The 18,057-nt window shown below is 63.5% G+C and carries 17 protein-coding genes; 8 read left to right on the plus strand and 9 right to left on the minus strand.

Going from position 1 to position 18,057, the window contains the following annotated elements:
* The first annotated feature begins 116 nt into the window (after positions 1-116).
* Positions 117-2,435, plus strand: coding sequence for a hybrid sensor histidine kinase/response regulator (locus HX881_RS13795; protein ID WP_177085008.1), 2,319 nt, complete (start codon positions 117-119; stop codon positions 2,433-2,435).
* Here HX881_RS13795 and HX881_RS13800 read toward each other — a convergent pair.
* The 3 genes from HX881_RS13800 to msrB form a co-directional block, all read right to left on the minus strand.
* Positions 2,422-2,880, minus strand: coding sequence for a MarR family winged helix-turn-helix transcriptional regulator (locus tag HX881_RS13800; RefSeq protein WP_017125879.1), 459 nt, complete (start codon positions 2,878-2,880; stop codon positions 2,422-2,424). The two genes, HX881_RS13795 and HX881_RS13800, sit on opposite strands and share 14 nt — an antisense overlap.
* Complete coding sequence (locus tag HX881_RS13805; RefSeq protein ID WP_017125878.1) at positions 2,877-3,362, minus strand: glutathione peroxidase; 486 nt, start codon at positions 3,360-3,362, stop codon at positions 2,877-2,879. Before HX881_RS13805 ends, HX881_RS13800 begins: the two co-directional genes overlap by 4 nt.
* A 134-nt stretch (positions 3,363-3,496) precedes the next feature.
* Entirely contained in the window at positions 3,497-3,892 is a 396-nt protein-coding gene (msrB, locus tag HX881_RS13810; protein ID WP_177085010.1) for a peptide-methionine (R)-S-oxide reductase MsrB, read from the minus strand.
* A 223-nt stretch (positions 3,893-4,115) separates the two neighbouring features.
* Here msrB and HX881_RS13815 point away from each other — a divergent pair, with 223 nt between their 5' ends.
* Together HX881_RS13815 and htpX are read left to right on the plus strand one after the other, a co-directional pair.
* Positions 4,116-5,327, plus strand: a complete 1,212-nt coding sequence (locus HX881_RS13815) for a pyridoxal phosphate-dependent aminotransferase (RefSeq protein WP_017125876.1) — start codon at positions 4,116-4,118, stop codon at positions 5,325-5,327.
* Between the two features lie 318 nt (positions 5,328-5,645).
* Positions 5,646-6,533 carry a protease HtpX gene (gene htpX / locus HX881_RS13820; RefSeq protein WP_017125875.1) on the plus strand — a complete coding sequence of 296 codons (888 nt, stop codon included), beginning with the start codon at positions 5,646-5,648 and terminating at the stop codon, positions 6,531-6,533.
* A gap of 203 nt (positions 6,534-6,736) precedes the next feature.
* Here the strand turns inward: htpX and HX881_RS13825 are convergent, their stop codons facing one another.
* Positions 6,737-7,396 (minus strand): thiopurine S-methyltransferase, encoded by a 660-nt coding sequence (locus HX881_RS13825; RefSeq protein WP_177085012.1) that lies wholly within the window; start codon positions 7,394-7,396, stop codon positions 6,737-6,739.
* A 104-nt stretch (positions 7,397-7,500) separates the two neighbouring features.
* On the opposite strand from HX881_RS13825, the gene HX881_RS13830 reads away from it, so the two are divergent.
* Positions 7,501-8,268 carry a DODA-type extradiol aromatic ring-opening family dioxygenase gene (locus HX881_RS13830; RefSeq protein WP_177085014.1) on the plus strand — a complete coding sequence of 256 codons (768 nt, stop codon included), beginning with the start codon at positions 7,501-7,503 and terminating at the stop codon, positions 8,266-8,268.
* Between the two features lie 219 nt (positions 8,269-8,487).
* On the opposite strand, the gene HX881_RS13835 is transcribed toward HX881_RS13830, so the two are convergent.
* The gene (locus tag HX881_RS13835; protein WP_017125872.1) at positions 8,488-10,161 is read right to left on the minus strand and encodes a DEAD/DEAH box helicase; all 1,674 of its coding nucleotides are present in this window, start codon (positions 10,159-10,161) and stop codon (positions 8,488-8,490) included.
* 409 nt (positions 10,162-10,570) lie between these two features.
* Between HX881_RS13835 and HX881_RS13840 the strand changes: the two genes are divergently transcribed.
* Positions 10,571-11,362 carry a crotonase/enoyl-CoA hydratase family protein gene (locus tag HX881_RS13840; RefSeq protein ID WP_177085016.1) on the plus strand — a complete coding sequence of 264 codons (792 nt, stop codon included), beginning with the start codon at positions 10,571-10,573 and terminating at the stop codon, positions 11,360-11,362.
* Positions 11,363-11,365: 3 nt separating this feature from the next.
* Here the strand turns inward: HX881_RS13840 and HX881_RS13845 are convergent, their stop codons facing one another.
* The gene (locus tag HX881_RS13845; RefSeq protein ID WP_017125870.1) at positions 11,366-12,121 is read right to left on the minus strand and encodes a spermidine synthase; all 756 of its coding nucleotides are present in this window, start codon (positions 12,119-12,121) and stop codon (positions 11,366-11,368) included.
* 155 nt (positions 12,122-12,276) lie between these two features.
* Here HX881_RS13845 and HX881_RS13850 point away from each other — a divergent pair, with 155 nt between their 5' ends.
* Positions 12,277-13,623: a class II 3-deoxy-7-phosphoheptulonate synthase gene (locus tag HX881_RS13850; protein WP_017125869.1), complete on the plus strand. Its 1,347-nt coding sequence runs from the start codon at positions 12,277-12,279 to the stop codon at positions 13,621-13,623.
* Positions 13,624-13,751: 128 nt separating this feature from the next.
* On the opposite strand, the gene HX881_RS13855 is transcribed toward HX881_RS13850, so the two are convergent.
* Positions 13,752-14,963: a winged helix-turn-helix domain-containing protein gene (locus tag HX881_RS13855; protein ID WP_177085018.1), complete on the minus strand. Its 1,212-nt coding sequence runs from the start codon at positions 14,961-14,963 to the stop codon at positions 13,752-13,754.
* A gap of 58 nt (positions 14,964-15,021) precedes the next feature.
* Positions 15,022-15,249: a DUF1127 domain-containing protein gene (locus tag HX881_RS13860; RefSeq protein ID WP_042935266.1), complete on the minus strand. Its 228-nt coding sequence runs from the start codon at positions 15,247-15,249 to the stop codon at positions 15,022-15,024.
* Positions 15,250-15,347: 98 nt separating this feature from the next.
* Here HX881_RS13860 and HX881_RS13865 point away from each other — a divergent pair, with 98 nt between their 5' ends.
* Complete coding sequence (locus HX881_RS13865) at positions 15,348-16,202, plus strand: LysR family transcriptional regulator (protein WP_177085407.1); 855 nt, start codon at positions 15,348-15,350, stop codon at positions 16,200-16,202.
* On the opposite strand, the gene HX881_RS13870 is transcribed toward HX881_RS13865, so the two are convergent.
* Positions 16,192-16,941: a sulfite exporter TauE/SafE family protein gene (locus HX881_RS13870; RefSeq protein WP_017125865.1), complete on the minus strand. Its 750-nt coding sequence runs from the start codon at positions 16,939-16,941 to the stop codon at positions 16,192-16,194. The genes HX881_RS13865 and HX881_RS13870 overlap by 11 nt on opposite strands.
* A 103-nt stretch (positions 16,942-17,044) precedes the next feature.
* On the opposite strand from HX881_RS13870, the gene HX881_RS13875 reads away from it, so the two are divergent.
* Positions 17,045-18,001 carry a LysR family transcriptional regulator gene (locus tag HX881_RS13875; RefSeq protein ID WP_177085020.1) on the plus strand — a complete coding sequence of 319 codons (957 nt, stop codon included), beginning with the start codon at positions 17,045-17,047 and terminating at the stop codon, positions 17,999-18,001.
* Positions 18,002-18,057 lie beyond the last annotated feature (56 nt).

Consider the following 18,057-nt stretch of genomic DNA (forward strand, 5'->3'; position numbering starts at 1 on the left):
AAACAACCAGCAATCTCGGTCGACAATGTTTCGGGGCGCCATCACCACCTGCCGGTGACCCCGAAGGATCAGCTATGCTTGCCCGGCGAAGGGAAACGAACGTGGTACACCACCCCATGGATATAAAATTCACCCAGCGCTTGTCCTACAAGCAGGCCCGGTTGACCGTGCTGGTCGGGTTTATCCTGGGGACACTGCTCAGCCTGGTACAGATCGGCCTCGATTATGCCAGCGAAAACGCCTCCATCAATCGTGAAATCCTTTCGCTGCTGGAAATCAGCCACAACCCGGCCTCCAGAATCGCCTACAACATCGATGCCGAACTGGCCCAGGAACTGACCCTCGGCCTGTTGCGTTCGCCGGCCGTGCTGCGGGCGCAGTTGATCGACAACAACAAATCGGTGCTGGCCAGCGTCGAGCGCCCCCGCCAGAGCGGCAACTACCGGATGATCAGCGATTATCTGTTCGGCGCCGACCGGCAATTCGAGGACCGGCTGTTTCTCAGCCACCTGCCGAACGAATCCCTCGGTATCCTGCACCTGGATGTCGACACCTACACCTTTGGCATCCGTTTCCTCAAGCGGGCCGAGGTCACCCTGCTCAACGGCTTCGCCCGCAGCCTGATCCTGACCGGCATCCTCCTCGGGCTGTTCTACGTGATGCTGACCAAGCCGCTGGTGCGGGTCATCCGCGCGCTGAGCAACACTCAACCGGGAACCGCCCGGCAATCGCGGCTGGAGTTTCCCCCCGGTCATGAGAGCGATGAGATCGGCGTCCTGGTCAAGGTCGCCAACCAGCAATTCGACACCATGGCCACCGAGATCCAGCAACGACGCAATGCCGAGAACCGCCTGACCGATTACCTCGGGCAACTGGAAAACATCGTCTCGGCCCGTACCACCGAGCTCAAGGCGATCAATGCCCGCCTGAGCCAGTCCAACGAAGAACTGGAAGTCGCCCGCAGCACCGCCCTCAACATGGCGCAGGCACGTTCGGCCTTCCTCGCCAACATGAGCCACGAGATCCGCACCCCCCTGAACGGCCTGCTGGGCATGATCGCACTGTCCCTCGACAGCTCGCTGAATGCCGAGCAACGCCAGCAGTTGTCGATTGCCCATGACTCCGGAAAAGTCCTGGTGGAACTGCTCAACGATATCCTCGATCTGTCGAAGTTCGACGCCGGGCAACTGGAACTGGAGAAAATCCCCTTCGACCTCGGCGCGCTGGTCGAGGATACCGCCAACCTGCTCTCGCAAAATGCCGCCCCGAGCGTCGAACTGGCCTGCCTGATCGACCCGCAGTTCCCGGCCCTGGTACTGGGCGACCCGACCCGGGTGCGGCAGATCGTCAGCAACCTGTTGTCCAACGCGCTGAAGTTCACCCGTTTCGGCCGCGTCGATGTGCGCCTGTCCGCCCGTGACGGCGGGGTACGGATCGAGGTCTGCGACACCGGCATCGGGATCGCCCAGGAAGCCCAGGCGAAGATTTTCCAGCCTTTCACCCAGGCCGGCGCCGGTATCACCCGCCAGTACGGCGGCACCGGGCTGGGGCTGACCCTGACCCATAACCTCTGCGAAGCCATGAAGGGCCGCCTGACCATCAACTCCGAAGTCGGCTTCGGCAGCCAGTTCTGCGCCGAACTGCCGTTGCCCAGCCATACACCGGCCGCCACGCCCAAGCAGCTCAAGGGCAAGATCATCGCCGTCAGCTCACCGGCCAGCGGCCTGAGCGAGTTGCTCGGCAACCAGTTGCCGGCCTGGGGCCTGGATTACCAGCGCTACGGACTCGACGACAGCCTCGCCGGCCTGCAGGCCGACCTGCTGATTACCGATTGCCCGGAATGCCTGTTCGGGCTGCGCCCGGCCATCACCGCACCGATCCTGCTGGTGACCGCCTACGGCAACTTCATGCCCAGCGAACAGGCCGCCGCCCTGGCCCCCTTGCAACAGCAGGCCCGCCCCCTGGCGCGCAACGCGCTGTATCAGATCCTGCAACGCACCCTGCAGGCGGACGATCCGACCGACCAGGCGGTGCAGGCCCAGGTCAACCAGCCACAACGCCGCGGGCGCATCCTGCTGGTGGAGGACAATCCGGTCAATCAACTGGTGGCCAAGGGCATGCTCGGCAAGCTGGGCTGCGAAGTGACCGTCGCCGCCCATGGCGGCGAGGCCCTCAGCCAGTTGGAACACAAGGATTTCGACATGGTGCTGATGGACTGCAACATGCCGGTCATGGACGGTTACGAAGCCAGCCGGCAGATCCGCCGCAGCGGACGCTGGCCGCATCTGCCGATCGTCGCGCTGACCGCCAACGCCATGCCCGAAGAACGTGAACGCTGCCGCGCGGCGGGCATGAACGACTACCTGGCAAAACCGTTCCGGCGCGAGGAGTTGATGGCGCTGCTGGAACTCTGGGTCCCGCCTACGGCTCCCTGATATACGCCAGCAACTGATCGAGGCCGTCACGCAGTTCATCGAGCCGACCCAGGTCGACACCGCTGTCACAGAGCAGGCGCGCCTTGAGCGGTGCAACCTGCTCACGCAGGGCCACGCCGGATGCCGTCAGGCTCAGGTGCACTTCACGTTCATCGCGGGGCGAACGCTGGCGCTGCACGAACCGCACCTGCTCCAGGCGCTTGAGCAACGGCGTGAGCGTCCCCGAGTCGAGCAACAGGCGCTCGCCCAGGGCCTTGACCGTCGGCTGCTCCGGCGCGGCTTCGTGCCATTCCCACAGCACCAGCATCACCAGGTACTGTGGATAAGTCAGGCCCAACTGCTCGAGCATGGGCTTGTAACCCCGGATAACCGCCCGCGAAGCCGCATACAGCTTGAAGCACAACTGACGATCGAGACGCAGGGAATCGAGGGACAGGTCATTCATTTGAGCAGGGCTTCAATCTCGCGGGTCAGGTCCTCGGGTTTGGTCAGCGGGGCAAAACGCTTCACCAGCTTGCCGTCCTTGCCGATCAGGAACTTGGTGAAGTTCCATTTGATGCGCTCGGAACCCAGCAGGCCCGGGGCGTCTTTCTTCAGTTGCACGAACAACGGGTGAGCGCCGTCGCCATTGACCTCGATCTTCTTGAACAGCGGGAAGCTGACGCCGTAGTTCAGCTCGCAGAACTCGGAAATCGCGCCTTCGTTGCCCGGCTCCTGCTTGCCGAACTGGTTGCAGGGAAAACCGAGAACCACCAGGCCCTGGTCCTTGTAGTTCTGCCAGAGCTGTTCAAGGCCCTTGTATTGCGGGGTGAAACCGCACTTGCTGGCGGTGTTGACCACCAGTACGGCCTTGCCGGCGAAATCGCCGAGGGTCTTTTGCTCACCCTTGATGGTGGTACACGGGATGTTCAGCAGGTTTGCGCTCATGACAGTTCCTCCATTGAATGCCAGATAAAATAGCGAGCAATTGAATTGCACACAATTCAATTTCCCGGACTGATGCCACACCATATCGCCATTTGATAACACCGCCCCCGCGGGGGCGGTGCCTGTGGCAGGACTCAGCCCCGGGGGACCAGGTCCAGGCACACGGAGTTGATGCAGTAACGCAGGCCGGTCGGCGGCGGACCGTCCGGGAACACATGGCCCAGGTGTGCATCGCACCTGGCGCAGACCACCTCGGTGCGAATCATGCCGTGGCTGATGTCACGGATCTCGACCATCGCGTTCTCGCCGATCGGTTCGTAGAAACTCGGCCAGCCGCAACCCGAATCGAATTTCGACTTCGAGTCGAACAGCGGCGCGTTGCAACAGATGCAATGATAGACACCATCTGTCCTGGTGCCATTGTACTTGCCCGAAAACGGCCGCTCCGTGCCCTTCAGGCGACAGACGTTGTACTGCTCCGGATCGAGCATGGCGCGCCATTCTTCCAGGGTTTTCTCAAGCTTTTCCATCGTTACACCTCGGCGACTGAAAAACCCCGATCTGTATCTTTTCCGCGGATCGGGTGGCACGTATGATTGCGCCTCGTTGAACGCCAGTCTGGCACCCGCGCCAGGCGCATTCAAATCGGATTTTCCGAGCGCTGGCCAGGGACCACGGGACGCGCTGAAAACGCAGTATTGCCAGGGCGCTCAGCGAGTCGCCCGGATCGTCCATTTTCGGGATCAAATCGCCATGCAGGTCAGCAAATCGAACAAGCTCGCCAACGTCTGTTATGACATTCGCGGCCCGGTGCTCAAGCACGCCAAACGCCTGGAAGAGGAAGGCCATCGCATCCTCAAGCTGAACATCGGCAACCCGGCGCCCTTTGGTTTCGAAGCGCCGGACGAAATTCTCCAGGACGTGATCCGCAACCTGCCGACCGCACAGGGCTACAGCGACTCCAAGGGCCTGTTCAGCGCCCGCAAGGCGGTCATGCAGTATTACCAGCAGAAGCAGGTCGAAGGTGTCGGTATCGAAGACATCTACCTGGGCAACGGCGTCTCCGAACTGATCGTGATGTCGATGCAGGCGCTGCTCAACAACGGCGACGAAGTGCTGGTCCCGGCACCGGACTACCCGCTGTGGACCGCCGCCGTCACCCTTTCCGGCGGCAACCCGGTGCACTACCTGTGCGACGAACAGGCCAACTGGTGGCCCGACCTGGCCGACATCAAGGCCAAGATCACCCCGAACACCAAGGCCCTGGTGATCATCAACCCGAACAACCCGACCGGCGCGGTGTATTCGAAGGAAGTGCTGCTGGGCATGCTGGAACTGGCCCGCCAACACAACCTGGTGGTGTTTTCCGACGAGATCTACGACAAGATCCTCTACGACGACGCCGTGCACATCTGCACCGCCTCGCTGGCCCCGGACCTGCTGTGCCTGACCTTCAACGGCCTGTCCAAGTCCTACCGGGTCGCGGGTTTCCGCTCCGGCTGGGTGGCGATTTCCGGTCCCAAGCACAATGCCCAGAGCTACATCGAGGGCATCGACATGCTGGCGAACATGCGCCTGTGCGCCAACGTGCCGAGCCAGCACGCGATCCAGACCGCCCTCGGCGGCTACCAGAGCATCAACGACCTGGTGCTGCCGCCCGGCCGCCTGCTGGAACAGCGCAACCGCACCTGGGAACTGCTCAACGACATTCCCGGTGTCAGTTGCGTGAAGCCCATGGGCGCGCTGTATGCCTTCCCACGGATCGATCCGAAGGTCTGCCCGATCCACAACGACGAGAAGTTCGTGCTGGACCTGCTGCTCTCGGAGAAGCTGCTGATCGTCCAGGGTACCGCGTTCAACTGGCCGTGGCCGGATCACTTCCGCGTCGTCACCCTGCCACGGGTCGACGACCTGGAACAGGCCATCGGTCGCATTGGCAACTTCCTGAAATCCTACCGCCAGTAATCTCCTACAACCCGCTGCGACTCCAGGAAAGAGTTGCAGCGTAGCCCCCCTCTCATCGGCTGTTTTTTGTATGCGCGTGCGTCACTCATCGAACTGTTCCGCAGGGAGCTGTCAAAGGCTCTGCGGCGCGGTTTCTGAAGTGACTGGAGGCGCTGCTGCAAGAAAAAATCGGCTTCCGCGCTTCGGAAATGACTGGCAGGATTCTAGAATCGAGCTGTAGGACACAGTTTGAAATAGTCACCCGGTTGAATAGGCGGTAGCGGCACCTTATATACCCCGCATGACGCTACATCTTTAGATGAGGAGAAACTTTCAACCATGATGCGCATCCTGCTGTTCTTGGCCACTAACCTGGCGGTCGTGCTGATTGCCAGCATCACCCTGAGCCTTTTCGGCTTCAACGGGTTCATGGCGGCCAACGGGGTTGATCTCAACCTCAATCAGCTGCTGATCTTCTGTGCGGTCTTTGGTTTCGCCGGCTCGCTGTTCTCGCTGTTCATCTCCAAGTGGATGGCGAAGATGAGCACCAGTACCCAAATCATCACCCAGCCACGCACCCGCCACGAACAATGGCTGCTGCAGACCGTCGAGCAACTGTCTCGCGAAGCCGGGATCAAGATGCCGGAAGTCGGTATCTTCCCCGCCTACGAGGCGAACGCCTTCGCCACCGGCTGGAACAAGAACGATGCCCTGGTTGCCGTCAGCCAGGGCCTGCTGGAGCGCTTTTCGCCCGATGAAGTGAAGGCCGTGCTGGCCCACGAGATCGGCCACGTGGCCAATGGCGACATGGTCACCCTGGCGCTGGTGCAAGGCGTGGTGAACACCTTCGTGATGTTCTTCGCGCGGATCATCGGCAACTTCGTCGACAAGGTCATCTTCAAGAACGAAGAAGGCCAGGGTATCGCCTACTACGTGGCGACCATCTTCGCCGAACTGGTCCTGGGCTTCCTGGCCAGCGCCATCGTCATGTGGTTCTCGCGCAAACGCGAATTCCGCGCCGACGAAGCCGGTGCCAGCCTGGCCGGTACCGCCGCGATGATCAGCGCCCTGCAGCGCCTGCGTTCCGAACAGGGCCTGCCGGTGCACATGCCCGACACCCTGAACGCCTTCGGCATCAACGGCGGCCTGAAGCAGGGCCTGGCGAAGATGTTCATGAGCCACCCCCCGCTGGAAGAGCGCATCGACGCCCTGCGTCGTCGCGGCTGACCTGACCCTGCCCCCGAGGCTATACGGGGGCATGGTTGTGTGGGAGCAGGCTCTTGTGGGAGCGGGCTTGCCCGCGAAGGCGTCATCAAGAGCGCCAAAAGCTTCGCGGGCAAGCCCGCTCCCACACAAGCCCTCCCACACAAGCCCACCACATAAAGCCCACACAGCCTCAACACCCACCAGCTACCAACCTACCCACACCCTCAAGCAATCTTCTCCAACCGGTACACCCGCTCTTCCAGTCGTGTGACACCCGCCTGGAGAAACTTCCAGCTCTCGCCGAGCACATCCCGCTCCTCCTCCATGCGCAATTGCCACTGCGGCTCCAGCAGACGCCGGACCTCACCATCGAGTACCGCGAACGGCGGGCCGTCGATCTGCGCCTGATCGTAATCAAGGGTGATCAGCAAACCCTGGCAGCCACCCGGCAGGATCCGTGTCAGATGCGCCGTGTAACGCGCGCGCATCTCCAGCGGCAAGGCGATCAGCGCCGCACGATCATAAAGCGCCGTGCAGTCGGCGACGTCCGCCGCGGTCAGGGCGAAGAAATCCCCGCACCAGAGCTCCAGCGGCCCGGCCTCGTAGATCCGCAAGGCACCGTGCTCGCGCACCTGCGGCTTGAGCTGCTGCTCGGCAAAAAAGGCCTCCACGGCCTTCTCCGACAGTTCCACGCCCAGTACCCGCAGCCCCTGGGCCGCCAGCCAGGCGAGGTCGAGGCTCTTGCCACAGAGCGGCACCAGCACCCGCGCCTCGGGCTCCAGCGCCAGGTCCGGCCAGAAGCGTTGCAGACAGGGATTGACCTGATCCAGATGAAAACCGATCTGGTTGAACTCCCAGCGTTTGTGCCAAAACTCGGGCTGCATGATTGACCTCAGGAAATTCGATTAAAACCTATCAAAACTTATATTAGATTTAGATCAATGATCTGACCGAAGATGATCTCATCTTAACGCTCAGGACCTTTATTATGCTCCCCAGCCTGTTTATCTCACACGGCTCGCCGATGCTGGCGCTGCAACCCGGTGCCAGTGGCCCGGCGCTGGCCCGGCTGGCCGCCGAACTGCCACGCCCGAAAGCCATCGTGATCGTCTCGGCCCACTGGGAAAGCCAGGAGTTGCTGGTCAGCAGCAACCCGCACCCGGAAACCTGGCACGACTTCGGCGGCTTCCCCCGCGAACTGTTCGCCGTGCAATACCCGGCGCCGGGCGAACCGCAACTGGCCGCCGAGGTAGCCCAGCGGTTGACGGCCAGCGGCCTGCCCGCCCGCCTGGATAACAACCGGCCGTTCGACCACGGCGTCTGGGTGCCGCTGTCGCTGATGTATCCGCAAGCCGATATCCCGGTGGTCCAGGTCTCCCTGCCCAGCCGCCAGGGCCCGGCGTTGCAGACCCAGGTCGGCCAGGCCCTGCGCAGCCTGCGGGACCAGGATATCCTGCTGATCGGTTCCGGCAGCATCACCCACAACCTCGGCGAACTGGACTGGCATGCCGGCCCGGAAACCATCGAGCCATGGGCCAAGGCGTTTCGCGACTGGATGGTCGACAAACTCGCCACCGATGACGAAGCCGCCCTGCACGACTACCGCAAACAGGCCCCCTACGCGGTGCGCAGCCACCCCAGCGACGAGCACCTGCTGCCGCTGTACTTCGCCCGTGGCGCCGGCGCCCGGATGAGCATCGCCCATCAGGGTTTCACCATGGGCGCGCTGGGCATGGACATCTATCGCTTCGCCTGACAGCGCTTTTGTGGGGCCGGCTTGCCGGCGATGGCGTCCGTCAGGTGAATGCCAACCTCACGGGCCTCATCGCCGGCAAGCCGGCTCCCACAAGGTTCCGGGTAGCGAGATATTTCGCGGTGAAACGTCAATCCTCCAGGAGCAGGCAAAAAAAATCCCCGAACCAGTCGGGGATTTTTTTATCGATCAATCAACGCAACGTCTGTCGACGCCTGTCGATCAATCCTCGCGATAGCGACGCAGCTTGAGCTGCTTGCCGGCAACGCGGGTGTCCTTCAGCTTGGTCAGCAGACGCTCCAGACCATCTTCCGGCAGTTCCACCAGGCTGAAGCTGTCGCGCACCTGGATGCGACCGATCGCTTCACGAGCCAGGCCACCTTCATTGAGGATGGCGCCCAGCAGGTTCTTGGCGGCGATACCGTCACGCGCGCCCAGCGCGGTACGGCAGCGGGCACGGCCTTCGGCCAGCGGGATCGGGGCACGACGCTCGCGATCGCTACGCTCGGGACGGTCGCCCGAACGCTCCGGACGATCGCCACGTGGTGCATTGTTCGGCACCAGTGGACGCTCTTTCTCGATAGCGGCCAGGTTCAGCGCTTGACCGTTGGTCGCCTTGCGCAGCAGGGCCGCGGCCAGGGCACGCGGGCTGCAACCGATATCGGCGGTCAGGCGATCGAGCAGATCACCGTGGGTCGATTCGGCATCGGCCACCAGTGGCGACAGGCTGTTGGTCAGCTTCTTGATGCGCGCATCGAGAACGGCCTGGGCATCCGGCAGGCGGACTTCAGCAACTTTCTGACCGGTCACACGCTCGATCACTTGCAGCATGCGGCGCTCGCGTGGAGTCACCAGCAGCAGCGCACGACCTTCGCGACCGGCACGGCCGGTACGGCCGATACGGTGAACGTAGGATTCCGGATCGTACGGCATGTCCACGTTGAATACGTGGGTGATGCGCGGAACGTCCAGGCCACGAGCAGCCACGTCGGTTGCCACAACGATGTCCAGGCGGCCATCCTTGAGGGAATCGATCACGCGCTCACGCTGGTTCTGGGCGATGTCGCCGTTCAGCGCGGCGGCCTTGTAGCCTTTGGCTTCCAGGGCGCTGGCCAGGTCCAGGGTCGCTTGCTTGGTGCGCACGAACATGATCAGGGCATCGAAGTCCTCGACTTCCAGCAGGCTCAGCACGGCCGAGGTCTTCTGGTCGGCGTGAACCAGCAGGTGGGCCTGCTCGATCGCGGTGACGGTCTGGGTCTTGCTCTGGATCTTCACGTGCTTCGGATCGCGCAGGTGGCGCTCGGCGATGGCACGGATCGATTGCGGCAGGGTGGCCGAGAACAGGACGGTCTGGCGGCTTTCCGGCATGGCCTTGAAGATGACTTCCAGGTCATCCATGAAGCCCAGCTTGAGCATTTCGTCGGCTTCGTCGAGAACCAGGTGGTTCACGGTCGCCAGGACTTTTTCGTCGCGACGCAGGTGGTCGCACAGACGGCCCGGGGTGGCGACAACGATCTGCGCGCCATTCCGGATTGCTTTCAATTGTGGGCCCATCGGCGCGCCGCCGTAGACAGCCACAACAGTCACGCCCGGCATCTGCTTGGCGTAGGTTTCGAAAGCGGTTGCAACTTGCAGCGCCAACTCACGGGTTGGGGCCAGGATCAGAGCTTGCGGCTCGCGCTTGGACGGATCGATGCGGTGAAGGATAGGCAGGGCGAAAGCGGCCGTTTTACCGGTACCGGTTTGTGCCTGACCAATCATGTCGTGACCGGCAAGGATGATCGGAATTGACTGCTGCTGAATGGCCGAAGGCTCTTCATAGCCGGTAGCGACTACTGCAGCGACAATATTGGGATGAAGTTCAAGAGCGGCGAAGCCGCCGATTTCCTGGGTCATGGGTCTGCCTCTAAGTGCATCCGCAAAGACCCATGCTCCAAAGCTGCACATGCCGTGTAAGACTCTGAGAGTCACCCTGGCAGCTTTGTCGGCGGGGATTTGCGAAAACGATTGAATGAAAGAATCGTCAAGGATAGTCCGCAGGGCGAACAGCAGCCGAAGCTGGCTTCGGGGAATTGCATTACCTAAACGCGGCCCGGTTAAAGGCCGGCGCGCACTATACCGGAATTGGCGAAAAAAGGGAGATTTATTTATCGGCAAAAGCCGGTAGACGCCCGTCTGTTTCAGGCTTTGCGGATCGGCGGCCAAAGCGTTATTTTCTACGGGCGTGCTTTGGTGCTTAAACGGTTCACCCATCAGGTCGGCTACGCCGGCCCGCGGCTTCGCTCCCCTACCCAGGAACTGCCCCATGAATCAGCCCGCCGCCAGTCGTGTCAGCCGTGAACAACGTGGTCATGTCCTGCTGCTCGGCCTGGACCGGGTCGCCAAGCGCAATGCCTTCGACCTCGACCTGCTCGACGAACTGAGCCTGGCCTATGGCGAGTTCGAGCGCGACGAACAGTCGCGGGTCGCCGTGGTCTTCGGCCATGGCGAACACTTCACCGCCGGCCTGGACCTGGCCAAGGTCGGCGCGACCATGGCCGAAGGCTGGAAGATACCGACCGGCGGTTGTGATCCCTGGGGCGTATTTGCCGGCCCCCGGGTCAGCAAACCGGTCATCGTCGCGGCGCAGGGCTACTGCCTGACCATCGGCATCGAGCTGATGCTCGCCGCGGATATCAACCTGTGCGCCAGCAACACCCGGTTTGCCCAGATGGAAGTGCAACGCGGGATCTTTCCCTTCGGCGGCGCGACCCTGCGCTTCCAGCAGATCGCCGGCTGGGGCAACGCGATGCGCTGGCTGCTGACCGGCGACGAGTTCGACGCCCACGAGGCGCTGCGCCTCGGGCTGGTGCAGGAAGTGATGGCCAGCGAAGACTTGCTGCCAAGAGCCCTGCAACTGGCCGAACGCATCGCGCGACAGGCGCCGCTGGGTGTCCAGGCGACACTGACCTCGGCGCGCCAGGCCCGCTACGAAGGGGAGACGGCCGCGGCGGCGAGCCTGCCGGCGCTGGTCAAGAAACTGCTGACCAGCGAGGACGCCGCGGAAGGCGTGCGCGCCATGCTGGAAAAACGCCCCAGCGAATTCAAGGGGCGCTGAACCTCAGGTCGCCGGGCGGATATCCCTGATCAACGACTGCAACGAATAGCCCAGGCGCGGCGCCAGCTCATCGGCGCGGCCGATCAGGGCGTCGCGGTCCAGCACCTGGTCCAGGTCCGCCGGGACGATGAGGATGACGTTGCCCTCCTTCACCGGCAGTTCCCAGTAATGCCGGTGGTACAACCCGCGCAACAGCGCCGCGCCCAGGGGCTTGCCATCGTCGGTGGCCCACTGGTTGATCACCAGCCAGCCGCCGGGATTGAGCTTCTTCTGGCAGTTCTCCAGGAAGGTCCAGGCCAGATGCCCCACCCCCGGGCCGACATCGGTATAGAGGTCGACGAAGATCAGGTCCGCCGACTCCGCGGTTTCCAGCAGTTCCAGGGCATCGCCGACCCGGATGTAGAGACGCGGGTCGTCGTCCAGCCCCAGGTACTCGATGGCCAGGCGCGGCACGTCCGGGCGCAGTTCGATGGCCTCGACATCTTCCAGCGGCAGGAACTTCAGGCAGGCCTGGGTCAGTGTCCCGGCCCCCAGCCCGAGGAACAGCGCGCTCTCGGGCAACTCGTGGCACAGCGCGCCGATGAGCATGGCCCGGGTATAGTCATATTCCAGCCAACTGGGATCAGCGGTGAACACGCAGCTCTGCTCGATCGCATCGCCAAATTCGAGAAAGCGGTAGTCGTCCACTTCCAGCACGCGAATCATGCCGAAGTCGTCGTGCACTTCAGCCAGCAGACGCTCGACGCGCTCCTCAGACATTTCATCTCCTTGCCGCGAGCGGCCCCTGCCGTCGCGATGAATCAAGCCGCTCGGCTACGAGCGGGAAAGCGCCGATTGTCGGCCAAGCCACGGGAGCAGGTCACGTACTAATTGCTGCTAACATGGGACTCCGACCGTCAACACTAGAGTTCATGATGAGCCACCCCTGGAGCCCTGACAGCTGGCGCGCCCTGCCGATCCAGCAACAACCTCATTACCCGGATGCCGCCCACCTGCTGCGCGTCGAGCAAAGCCTGGCCAGCTACCCGCCCCTGGTGTTTGCCGGCGAAGCCCGCGAACTGCGCCGGCAGTTCGCCGAAGTGACCCAGGGCCGGGCCTTCCTGCTCCAGGGCGGCGACTGCGCGGAGAGTTTCGCGGAATTCTCGGCCGCCAAGATCCGCGACACCTTCAAGGTGCTGCTGCAGATGGCCATTGTCATGACCTTCGCCGCCGGCTGCCCGGTGGTCAAGGTCGGACGCATGGCCGGCCAGTTCGCCAAGCCGCGCTCGGCCAACGACGAAACCATCAACGGCGTGACCCTCCCGGCCTACCGTGGCGATATCGTCAACGGCATCGGCTTCGATGAAAAAAGCCGCGTGCCCGACCCGGACCGCCTGCTGCAGTCCTATCACCAGGCCACCGCCACCCTGAACCTGCTGCGCGCCTTTGCCCAGGGCGGCTTCGCCGACCTGCACCAGGTACACAAATGGAACCTGGACTTTATCGCCAACTCGGCCCTGGCCGAGAAATACAGCCAGCTGGCCGACCGCATCGATGAAACCCTGGCGTTCATGCGCGCCTGCGGCATGGACAGCTCGCCGCAACTGCGCGAGACCAGTTTTTTCACCGCCCATGAAGCGCTGCTGCTGAACTACGAAGAAGCCTTTGTCCGCCGCGACAGCCTGACCAACGACTACTACGACTGCTCGGCCCATATGCTGTGGATCGGCGACCGTACCCGTCAGCTCGACGGCGCCCACGTCGAGTTCCTGCGCGGGGTGAACAACCCGATCGGGGTCAAGGTCGGCCCGAGCATGAACACCGACGACCTGATCCGCCTGATCGATATTCTCAACCCGGACAACGACCCTGGCCGCCTGAACCTGATCGTGCGCATGGGCGCGAACAAGGTCGGCGATCACCTGCCACAACTGATCCGCGCTGTGGAAAGCGAAGGCAAGAAGGTGCTGTGGAGTTCCGACCCGATGCACGGCAACACCATCAAGGCCAGCAGCGGCTACAAGACCCGCGACTTCGCACAGATCCTCAGTGAGGTGAAGCAGTTCTTCCAGGTGCACCAGGCCGAAGGCAGTTATGCCGGCGGGATTCATATCGAGATGACCGGGCAGAATGTCACCGAGTGCATCGGCGGCGCACGGCCGATCACCGAAGATGGCCTGTCGGACCGCTATCACACCCATTGCGATCCGCGGATGAACGCCGATCAGTCGCTGGAGCTGGCGTTCCTGATTGCCGAGACGTTGAAGCAGGTGCGGCGCTGATTCAGGCGGTTTTTCGTGGTTCGTCAGACCGCCTTCGCGGGCAAGCCCGGCTCCTGCAGACGACATAAGTCCGCAGGCGTCGGGCCTGCCCGCGAAGAGGCCCTTCCAGGCAGCGCCCTACCCGGGAGTCAGAGCAAACCGCGCAACCGCTGCGCACTGACCCGCTGGCAGTTGAGCTGAATATCCGGCAACCCCAGCCAGTCGGCCAGTTGCCGCAAACTGACGGCCAGCGCGGCCATCCCCGCCTCATCCAGCCCCTGCTCTTCCTCGTGCACGGCATGCACCGCCAGGCGCCCGAGCGCCCGCTCCGCACGCAGGTCGACCCGCGCGGCGATGCGTTCGCCATGCAGGAACGGCAGCACGTAGTAGCCATACACCCGCTTGTGCTGCGGCGTATAGATTTCCAGGCGGTAACGGAAGTCGAACAACCGCTCGGTACGGCTGCGCTCCCAGATCAGCGAGTCGAACGGCGACAGCAACGCGCTGGCCTCGACCTTGCGCGGCACCTTGATATCCGCCAGGCAGTACACCGGCTGGCGCCAGCCCTGCACCTCGCCCGCCCGCAACTCGCCGGCCTCGAGCAACTCCGCCAGGCGCGCCCGACTGTCGGCCGGGTCCAGGCGGAAGTAATCGCGCAGATCCTTCTCCGTCGCCACCCCGAGGGCCGCCGCGGCCTGGCGCAACAAACCGCGCTGGGCCTCGGCTTCGTCGATCAGCGGCTGCCCGAGCACTGCCGAAGGAATCACCCGCTCCGGCAGGTCATAGAGCCGTTCGAAACCCCGGCGCCCGGCCACCGTCACCTCACCGGCGGCGAACAGCCACTCCAGCGCATGCTTCTCGGCGCTCCAGTCCCACCAGGGCCCGGCCTTTTCCTCACGACTCGACAGGCTGCCGGCCCCCAGCGCACCGCGCTCCTCGACCAGCGCCAGGACCCGGCGAATGGTCGCCTGCTGCTCGCGGCCGAAGCGCGCCATCTGCTGATAGATGCCCTCGCCACGGGAAGCCCGCTCCATGCGCCAGCGCATCAGCGGATACAGCGCCATCGGCAACAGCGAAGCTTCGTGTCCCCAGTATTCGAACAGGGTACGACGCCGGCCCTGGCTCCAGGCCGCCTGGTCGAGCAGGTCGGAAGAGTAATTGCCGAGACGGGAAAACAACGGCAGGTAATGGGAACGCACCAGGGCATTGACCGAATCGATCTGCACGACCCCCAGGCGCTCGATCAGGCGATTGACGTGCAACGGCTTGATCGACGCCTGGGCCCTGCGACCCTGGAACCCCTGGGCGGCCAGCGCCAGGCGCCGGGCTTGCTTCAATGAAAACGACAGGTCTGCGGGCATGCACGCCTCCTTGTGAACCCGCACGCTACCGCAGTCGCCCCCTGCTTGTGTAGTCTCATCAACGGCCCTTGCCCAGCGGATCGTTCCAGAAGTGCTGGTGGGTTTCCCGGTCGACGTCGGCGCGGCTGAGGCCCATGTCCTTGAGCGCGTCGTCACTCATCGCCGCGAGCAGCTGGCGCTCGCGCGACAGATCGTGCCAACGGACCAGCCGCTGCCACAGGGCCCTTGGCGAAAACCCCGAGTGCGAGGCCGCGCCCACCAGCAGATAACCTTTTTGACCTTTCATCATCTTGCCCTCCAGTTGGGGATGACTAAAGTCTCCGCCCGGGGCTAAGATCAATCCAACGAATGTTTCTTATGCAATACATCTCGGAGATTGATGAGTTGTCCAGCTACCCGAGCATCGATACCGACGTCCTGCGCACCTTTGTCGCCATCGCCGAGCACGGTGGCTTCACCAAGGCCGGCGAACAGGTCAACCGCACGCAATCGGCCGTCAGCATGCAGATGAAGCGCCTGGAAGAAGATGTGGTCCAGCGCCAGTTGTTCGAACGCGATGGGCGCCAGATGCGCCTGACCGCCGAGGGCCAGGTGCTGCTCGGCTACGCCCGGCGCATCCTCAAACTGCAGAGCGAAGTCTTCAATACCCTGCGCGAGCCCCATATGGTCGGCCTGGTACGGATCGGTGTGCCGGATGACTACGTGATGCGCTTCATGCCGGGCATCCTGTCGCGTTTCGCGCAGTTCTATCCGCTGATCCAGCTCGAAGTGAACTGCGAATCCTCCACGCAGTTGCTGCAACGCCAGGACCTGGACCTGACCATCGTCACCCGCAAGCCGGGCAGCGAACTAGGCCAGTTGCTGCGCCAGGAGCGCCTGGTCTGGGCCGAGGCCCAGAATGCCGCGATCCACGAACAGAACCCCTTGCCACTGGCCATGGATGGGATGGACTGCTTCTGCACCCAATGGGCCTGCAACGCCCTCGATGCCCGCGGCCGCGACTATCGCCTGGCCTATGCCTGCCCGAGCCTGTCGACGATCATGGCGGTGGTCAACGCCGGACTGGCGATGACCGCCCAGTTGGAAAGCCTGATCCCCCAGGACTGGCGGATCCTCGGCGAAACCGAAGGCATGCCTCAGTTGCCCCTGCTGAACATCATGCTGATACGCAACCTGAACAAGCCTTCGCCGATCACCGAATGCCTGGCCGAGCACATCGTCGAAGGCTTCAAACCTTGAAGCCGAGCAGCAGCGCGCCGAGCACCAGGTAGGCGCAGAACAGGCCGCGCAGGACTTTCTCGGGCAAGGCGTAGGCCACTTTCACCCCCCAGCTGATACTCAGCAAGCCGCCGATGGCCATGGGGATGCCCATGCGCCAGTCCACCTCGCCATGCACCGCGTAAGTTACCAGGGTGACGCTGGTGCTCGGCAGTGCCAGGGCCAGCGACAGGCCCTGGGCCACCACCTGCGAAGTACCGAAGACACTGGTCAGGAACGGCGTGGCCACCACGGCCCCGCCCACCCCGAACAAGCCGCCCATGGTCCCCGACGCCGCCCCCAGTACCCCCAGCCATGGCCAGGGATAGCGCATGTGCGCCGACACCGGCGACTGTGCCATGAACAGACGCACCAGATAGAAAAGCGCCAGCACCAGGAGAAAACCGACAAAGCCCAGGCGCATGCTGCGCGGATCCAGTCCGACCGCCCAGAGCGCGCCGAACCAGGCAAAGCAGAAACTCATCAAGACCAGTGGCAACGCATGGCGCAGCTCGATGCGGTTGCGCTGGTTGTAGCGATGCAGCGCCAGCACCACATTCGGCACCACCATCACCAGCGCCGTACCCTGGGCCAACTGCTGGTCGAGGCCGAACAGGATGCCCAGCACCGGAATGGCGATCATGCCGCCCCCGATCCCGAATATCCCGCCCACGCCGCCCATCACGATGCCCAGCACCAGGTACTCAATCCACTCGATCACAGCTGTCTCCCCGCTCAATGCCCTCCATGCTACGCAGTCCGCTCTAGCGCGGAAACGCACAACAACGCACAATGGCTATGCCGATCTCGCACAAGCAAACACCATGAATCCCACCAGCCTTACGGATCAACTCGGCTTGTTTCTCGATGTCCTGGAAACCGGCAGCTTTTCCGCCGCCTCCCGGCGCCATCCGCTGACCCCATCGGCCGTGGCCCGGCGGATCGACAGCCTGGAAAGCTCGATCGGCAGCCGCCTGTTCATTCGCAGCACCCACGCGGTACGGGCCACGCCCGCCGGGCTGGCCTTTGCCGAGCGGGCCCGACGGATCGTCGCCGAACTGCGCCTGGCCCGGGCCGAGGCGGTGTCCCTGAGCAATGCGCCGGAAGGCTTGATCCGTATCGACGCCCCCGCGGCCTTCGGTCGTCGCCATCTGGCCCCGGCCATCGCCGACTTCCTGCTCGACTACCGCGGACTCGACGTGCAACTGCACCTGATCGACAGCTTCGTCGATATGCAGGGCTCCAACCTGGGCAAGGTCGACCTGGTCCTGCGCGCCGGGCAAATGGCCGATACCCGGCTGGTGGCAACGCCCCTGGCAAGCATCGTGCGGATCGCCTGCGCCAGTCCGGCCTACCTGAAAAGCCGCGGCACGCCGCTGCGTCCGGATGAGCTGGGCGGACACGACGGCCTCGACTGGGACGCCCTGGCCCCGCCGATGGCCTGGCGCTTCCACCAGGACGGACAGGTACAACTGCACCGTCCGTCGCGAATCCGCATGACCTCGAACAACGCCGAAGCCCTGCTGTCCGGCGCCCTCAGCGGCCTGGGCATCGCCCACCTGCCGACCTGGCTGATCAGCGAGTACCTGCTGCGCGGGGAGTTGTTGCCGCTGTTCTGTGAAAATGGCCTGCCGGCCCCCGAGACCGCCGGGGTCTACGCGCTGCGCCTGGAACAACCGGCCAACTCCCGCAGCCGCCTGTTGCTGGAGTTCCTCAAGAGTCGCTTCAGCCCCGTGCCCCCCTGGGACCTGGCACTGCAAAGCGGCCTGGGGCGCCACTAGGCAGAGAAAATTCCCTGGCGCATTAAAGATTCGCCCGCTAGATTCAACAGACGTAA

This window comes from Pseudomonas gingeri (assembly GCF_013386115.1).
Lineage (GTDB): Bacteria > Pseudomonadota > Gammaproteobacteria > Pseudomonadales > Pseudomonadaceae > Aquipseudomonas > Aquipseudomonas gingeri.

Coding starts and splice junctions, on each gene's coding strand:
- HX881_RS13845 (WP_017125870.1), bottom strand. CDS start 12,121: ATGTCTGAGGAGCGCGTCGAGCGTCTGCTGGCTGAAGTGCACGACGAC.
- HX881_RS13805 (WP_017125878.1), bottom strand. CDS start 3,362: ATGAGCGCAAACCTGCTGAACATCCCGTGTACCACCATCAAGGGTGAG.
- msrB (WP_177085010.1), bottom strand. CDS start 3,892: ATGGAAAAGCTTGAGAAAACCCTGGAAGAATGGCGCGCCATGCTCGAT.
- HX881_RS13815 (WP_017125876.1), top strand. CDS start 4,116: ATGCAGGTCAGCAAATCGAACAAGCTCGCCAACGTCTGTTATGACATT.
- HX881_RS13875 (WP_177085020.1), top strand. CDS start 17,045: ATGAATCCCACCAGCCTTACGGATCAACTCGGCTTGTTTCTCGATGTC.
- HX881_RS13830 (WP_177085014.1), top strand. CDS start 7,501: ATGCTCCCCAGCCTGTTTATCTCACACGGCTCGCCGATGCTGGCGCTG.
- HX881_RS13850 (WP_017125869.1), top strand. CDS start 12,277: ATGAGCCACCCCTGGAGCCCTGACAGCTGGCGCGCCCTGCCGATCCAG.
- HX881_RS13825 (WP_177085012.1), bottom strand. CDS start 7,396: ATGCAGCCCGAGTTTTGGCACAAACGCTGGGAGTTCAACCAGATCGGT.
- HX881_RS13795 (WP_177085008.1), top strand. CDS start 117: ATGGATATAAAATTCACCCAGCGCTTGTCCTACAAGCAGGCCCGGTTG.
- HX881_RS13860 (WP_042935266.1), bottom strand. CDS start 15,249: ATGAAAGGTCAAAAAGGTTATCTGCTGGTGGGCGCGGCCTCGCACTCG.
- HX881_RS13835 (WP_017125872.1), bottom strand. CDS start 10,161: ATGACCCAGGAAATCGGCGGCTTCGCCGCTCTTGAACTTCATCCCAAT.
- htpX (WP_017125875.1), top strand. CDS start 5,646: ATGATGCGCATCCTGCTGTTCTTGGCCACTAACCTGGCGGTCGTGCTG.
- HX881_RS13855 (WP_177085018.1), bottom strand. CDS start 14,963: ATGCCCGCAGACCTGTCGTTTTCATTGAAGCAAGCCCGGCGCCTGGCG.
- HX881_RS13800 (WP_017125879.1), bottom strand. CDS start 2,880: ATGAATGACCTGTCCCTCGATTCCCTGCGTCTCGATCGTCAGTTGTGC.
- HX881_RS13840 (WP_177085016.1), top strand. CDS start 10,571: ATGAATCAGCCCGCCGCCAGTCGTGTCAGCCGTGAACAACGTGGTCAT.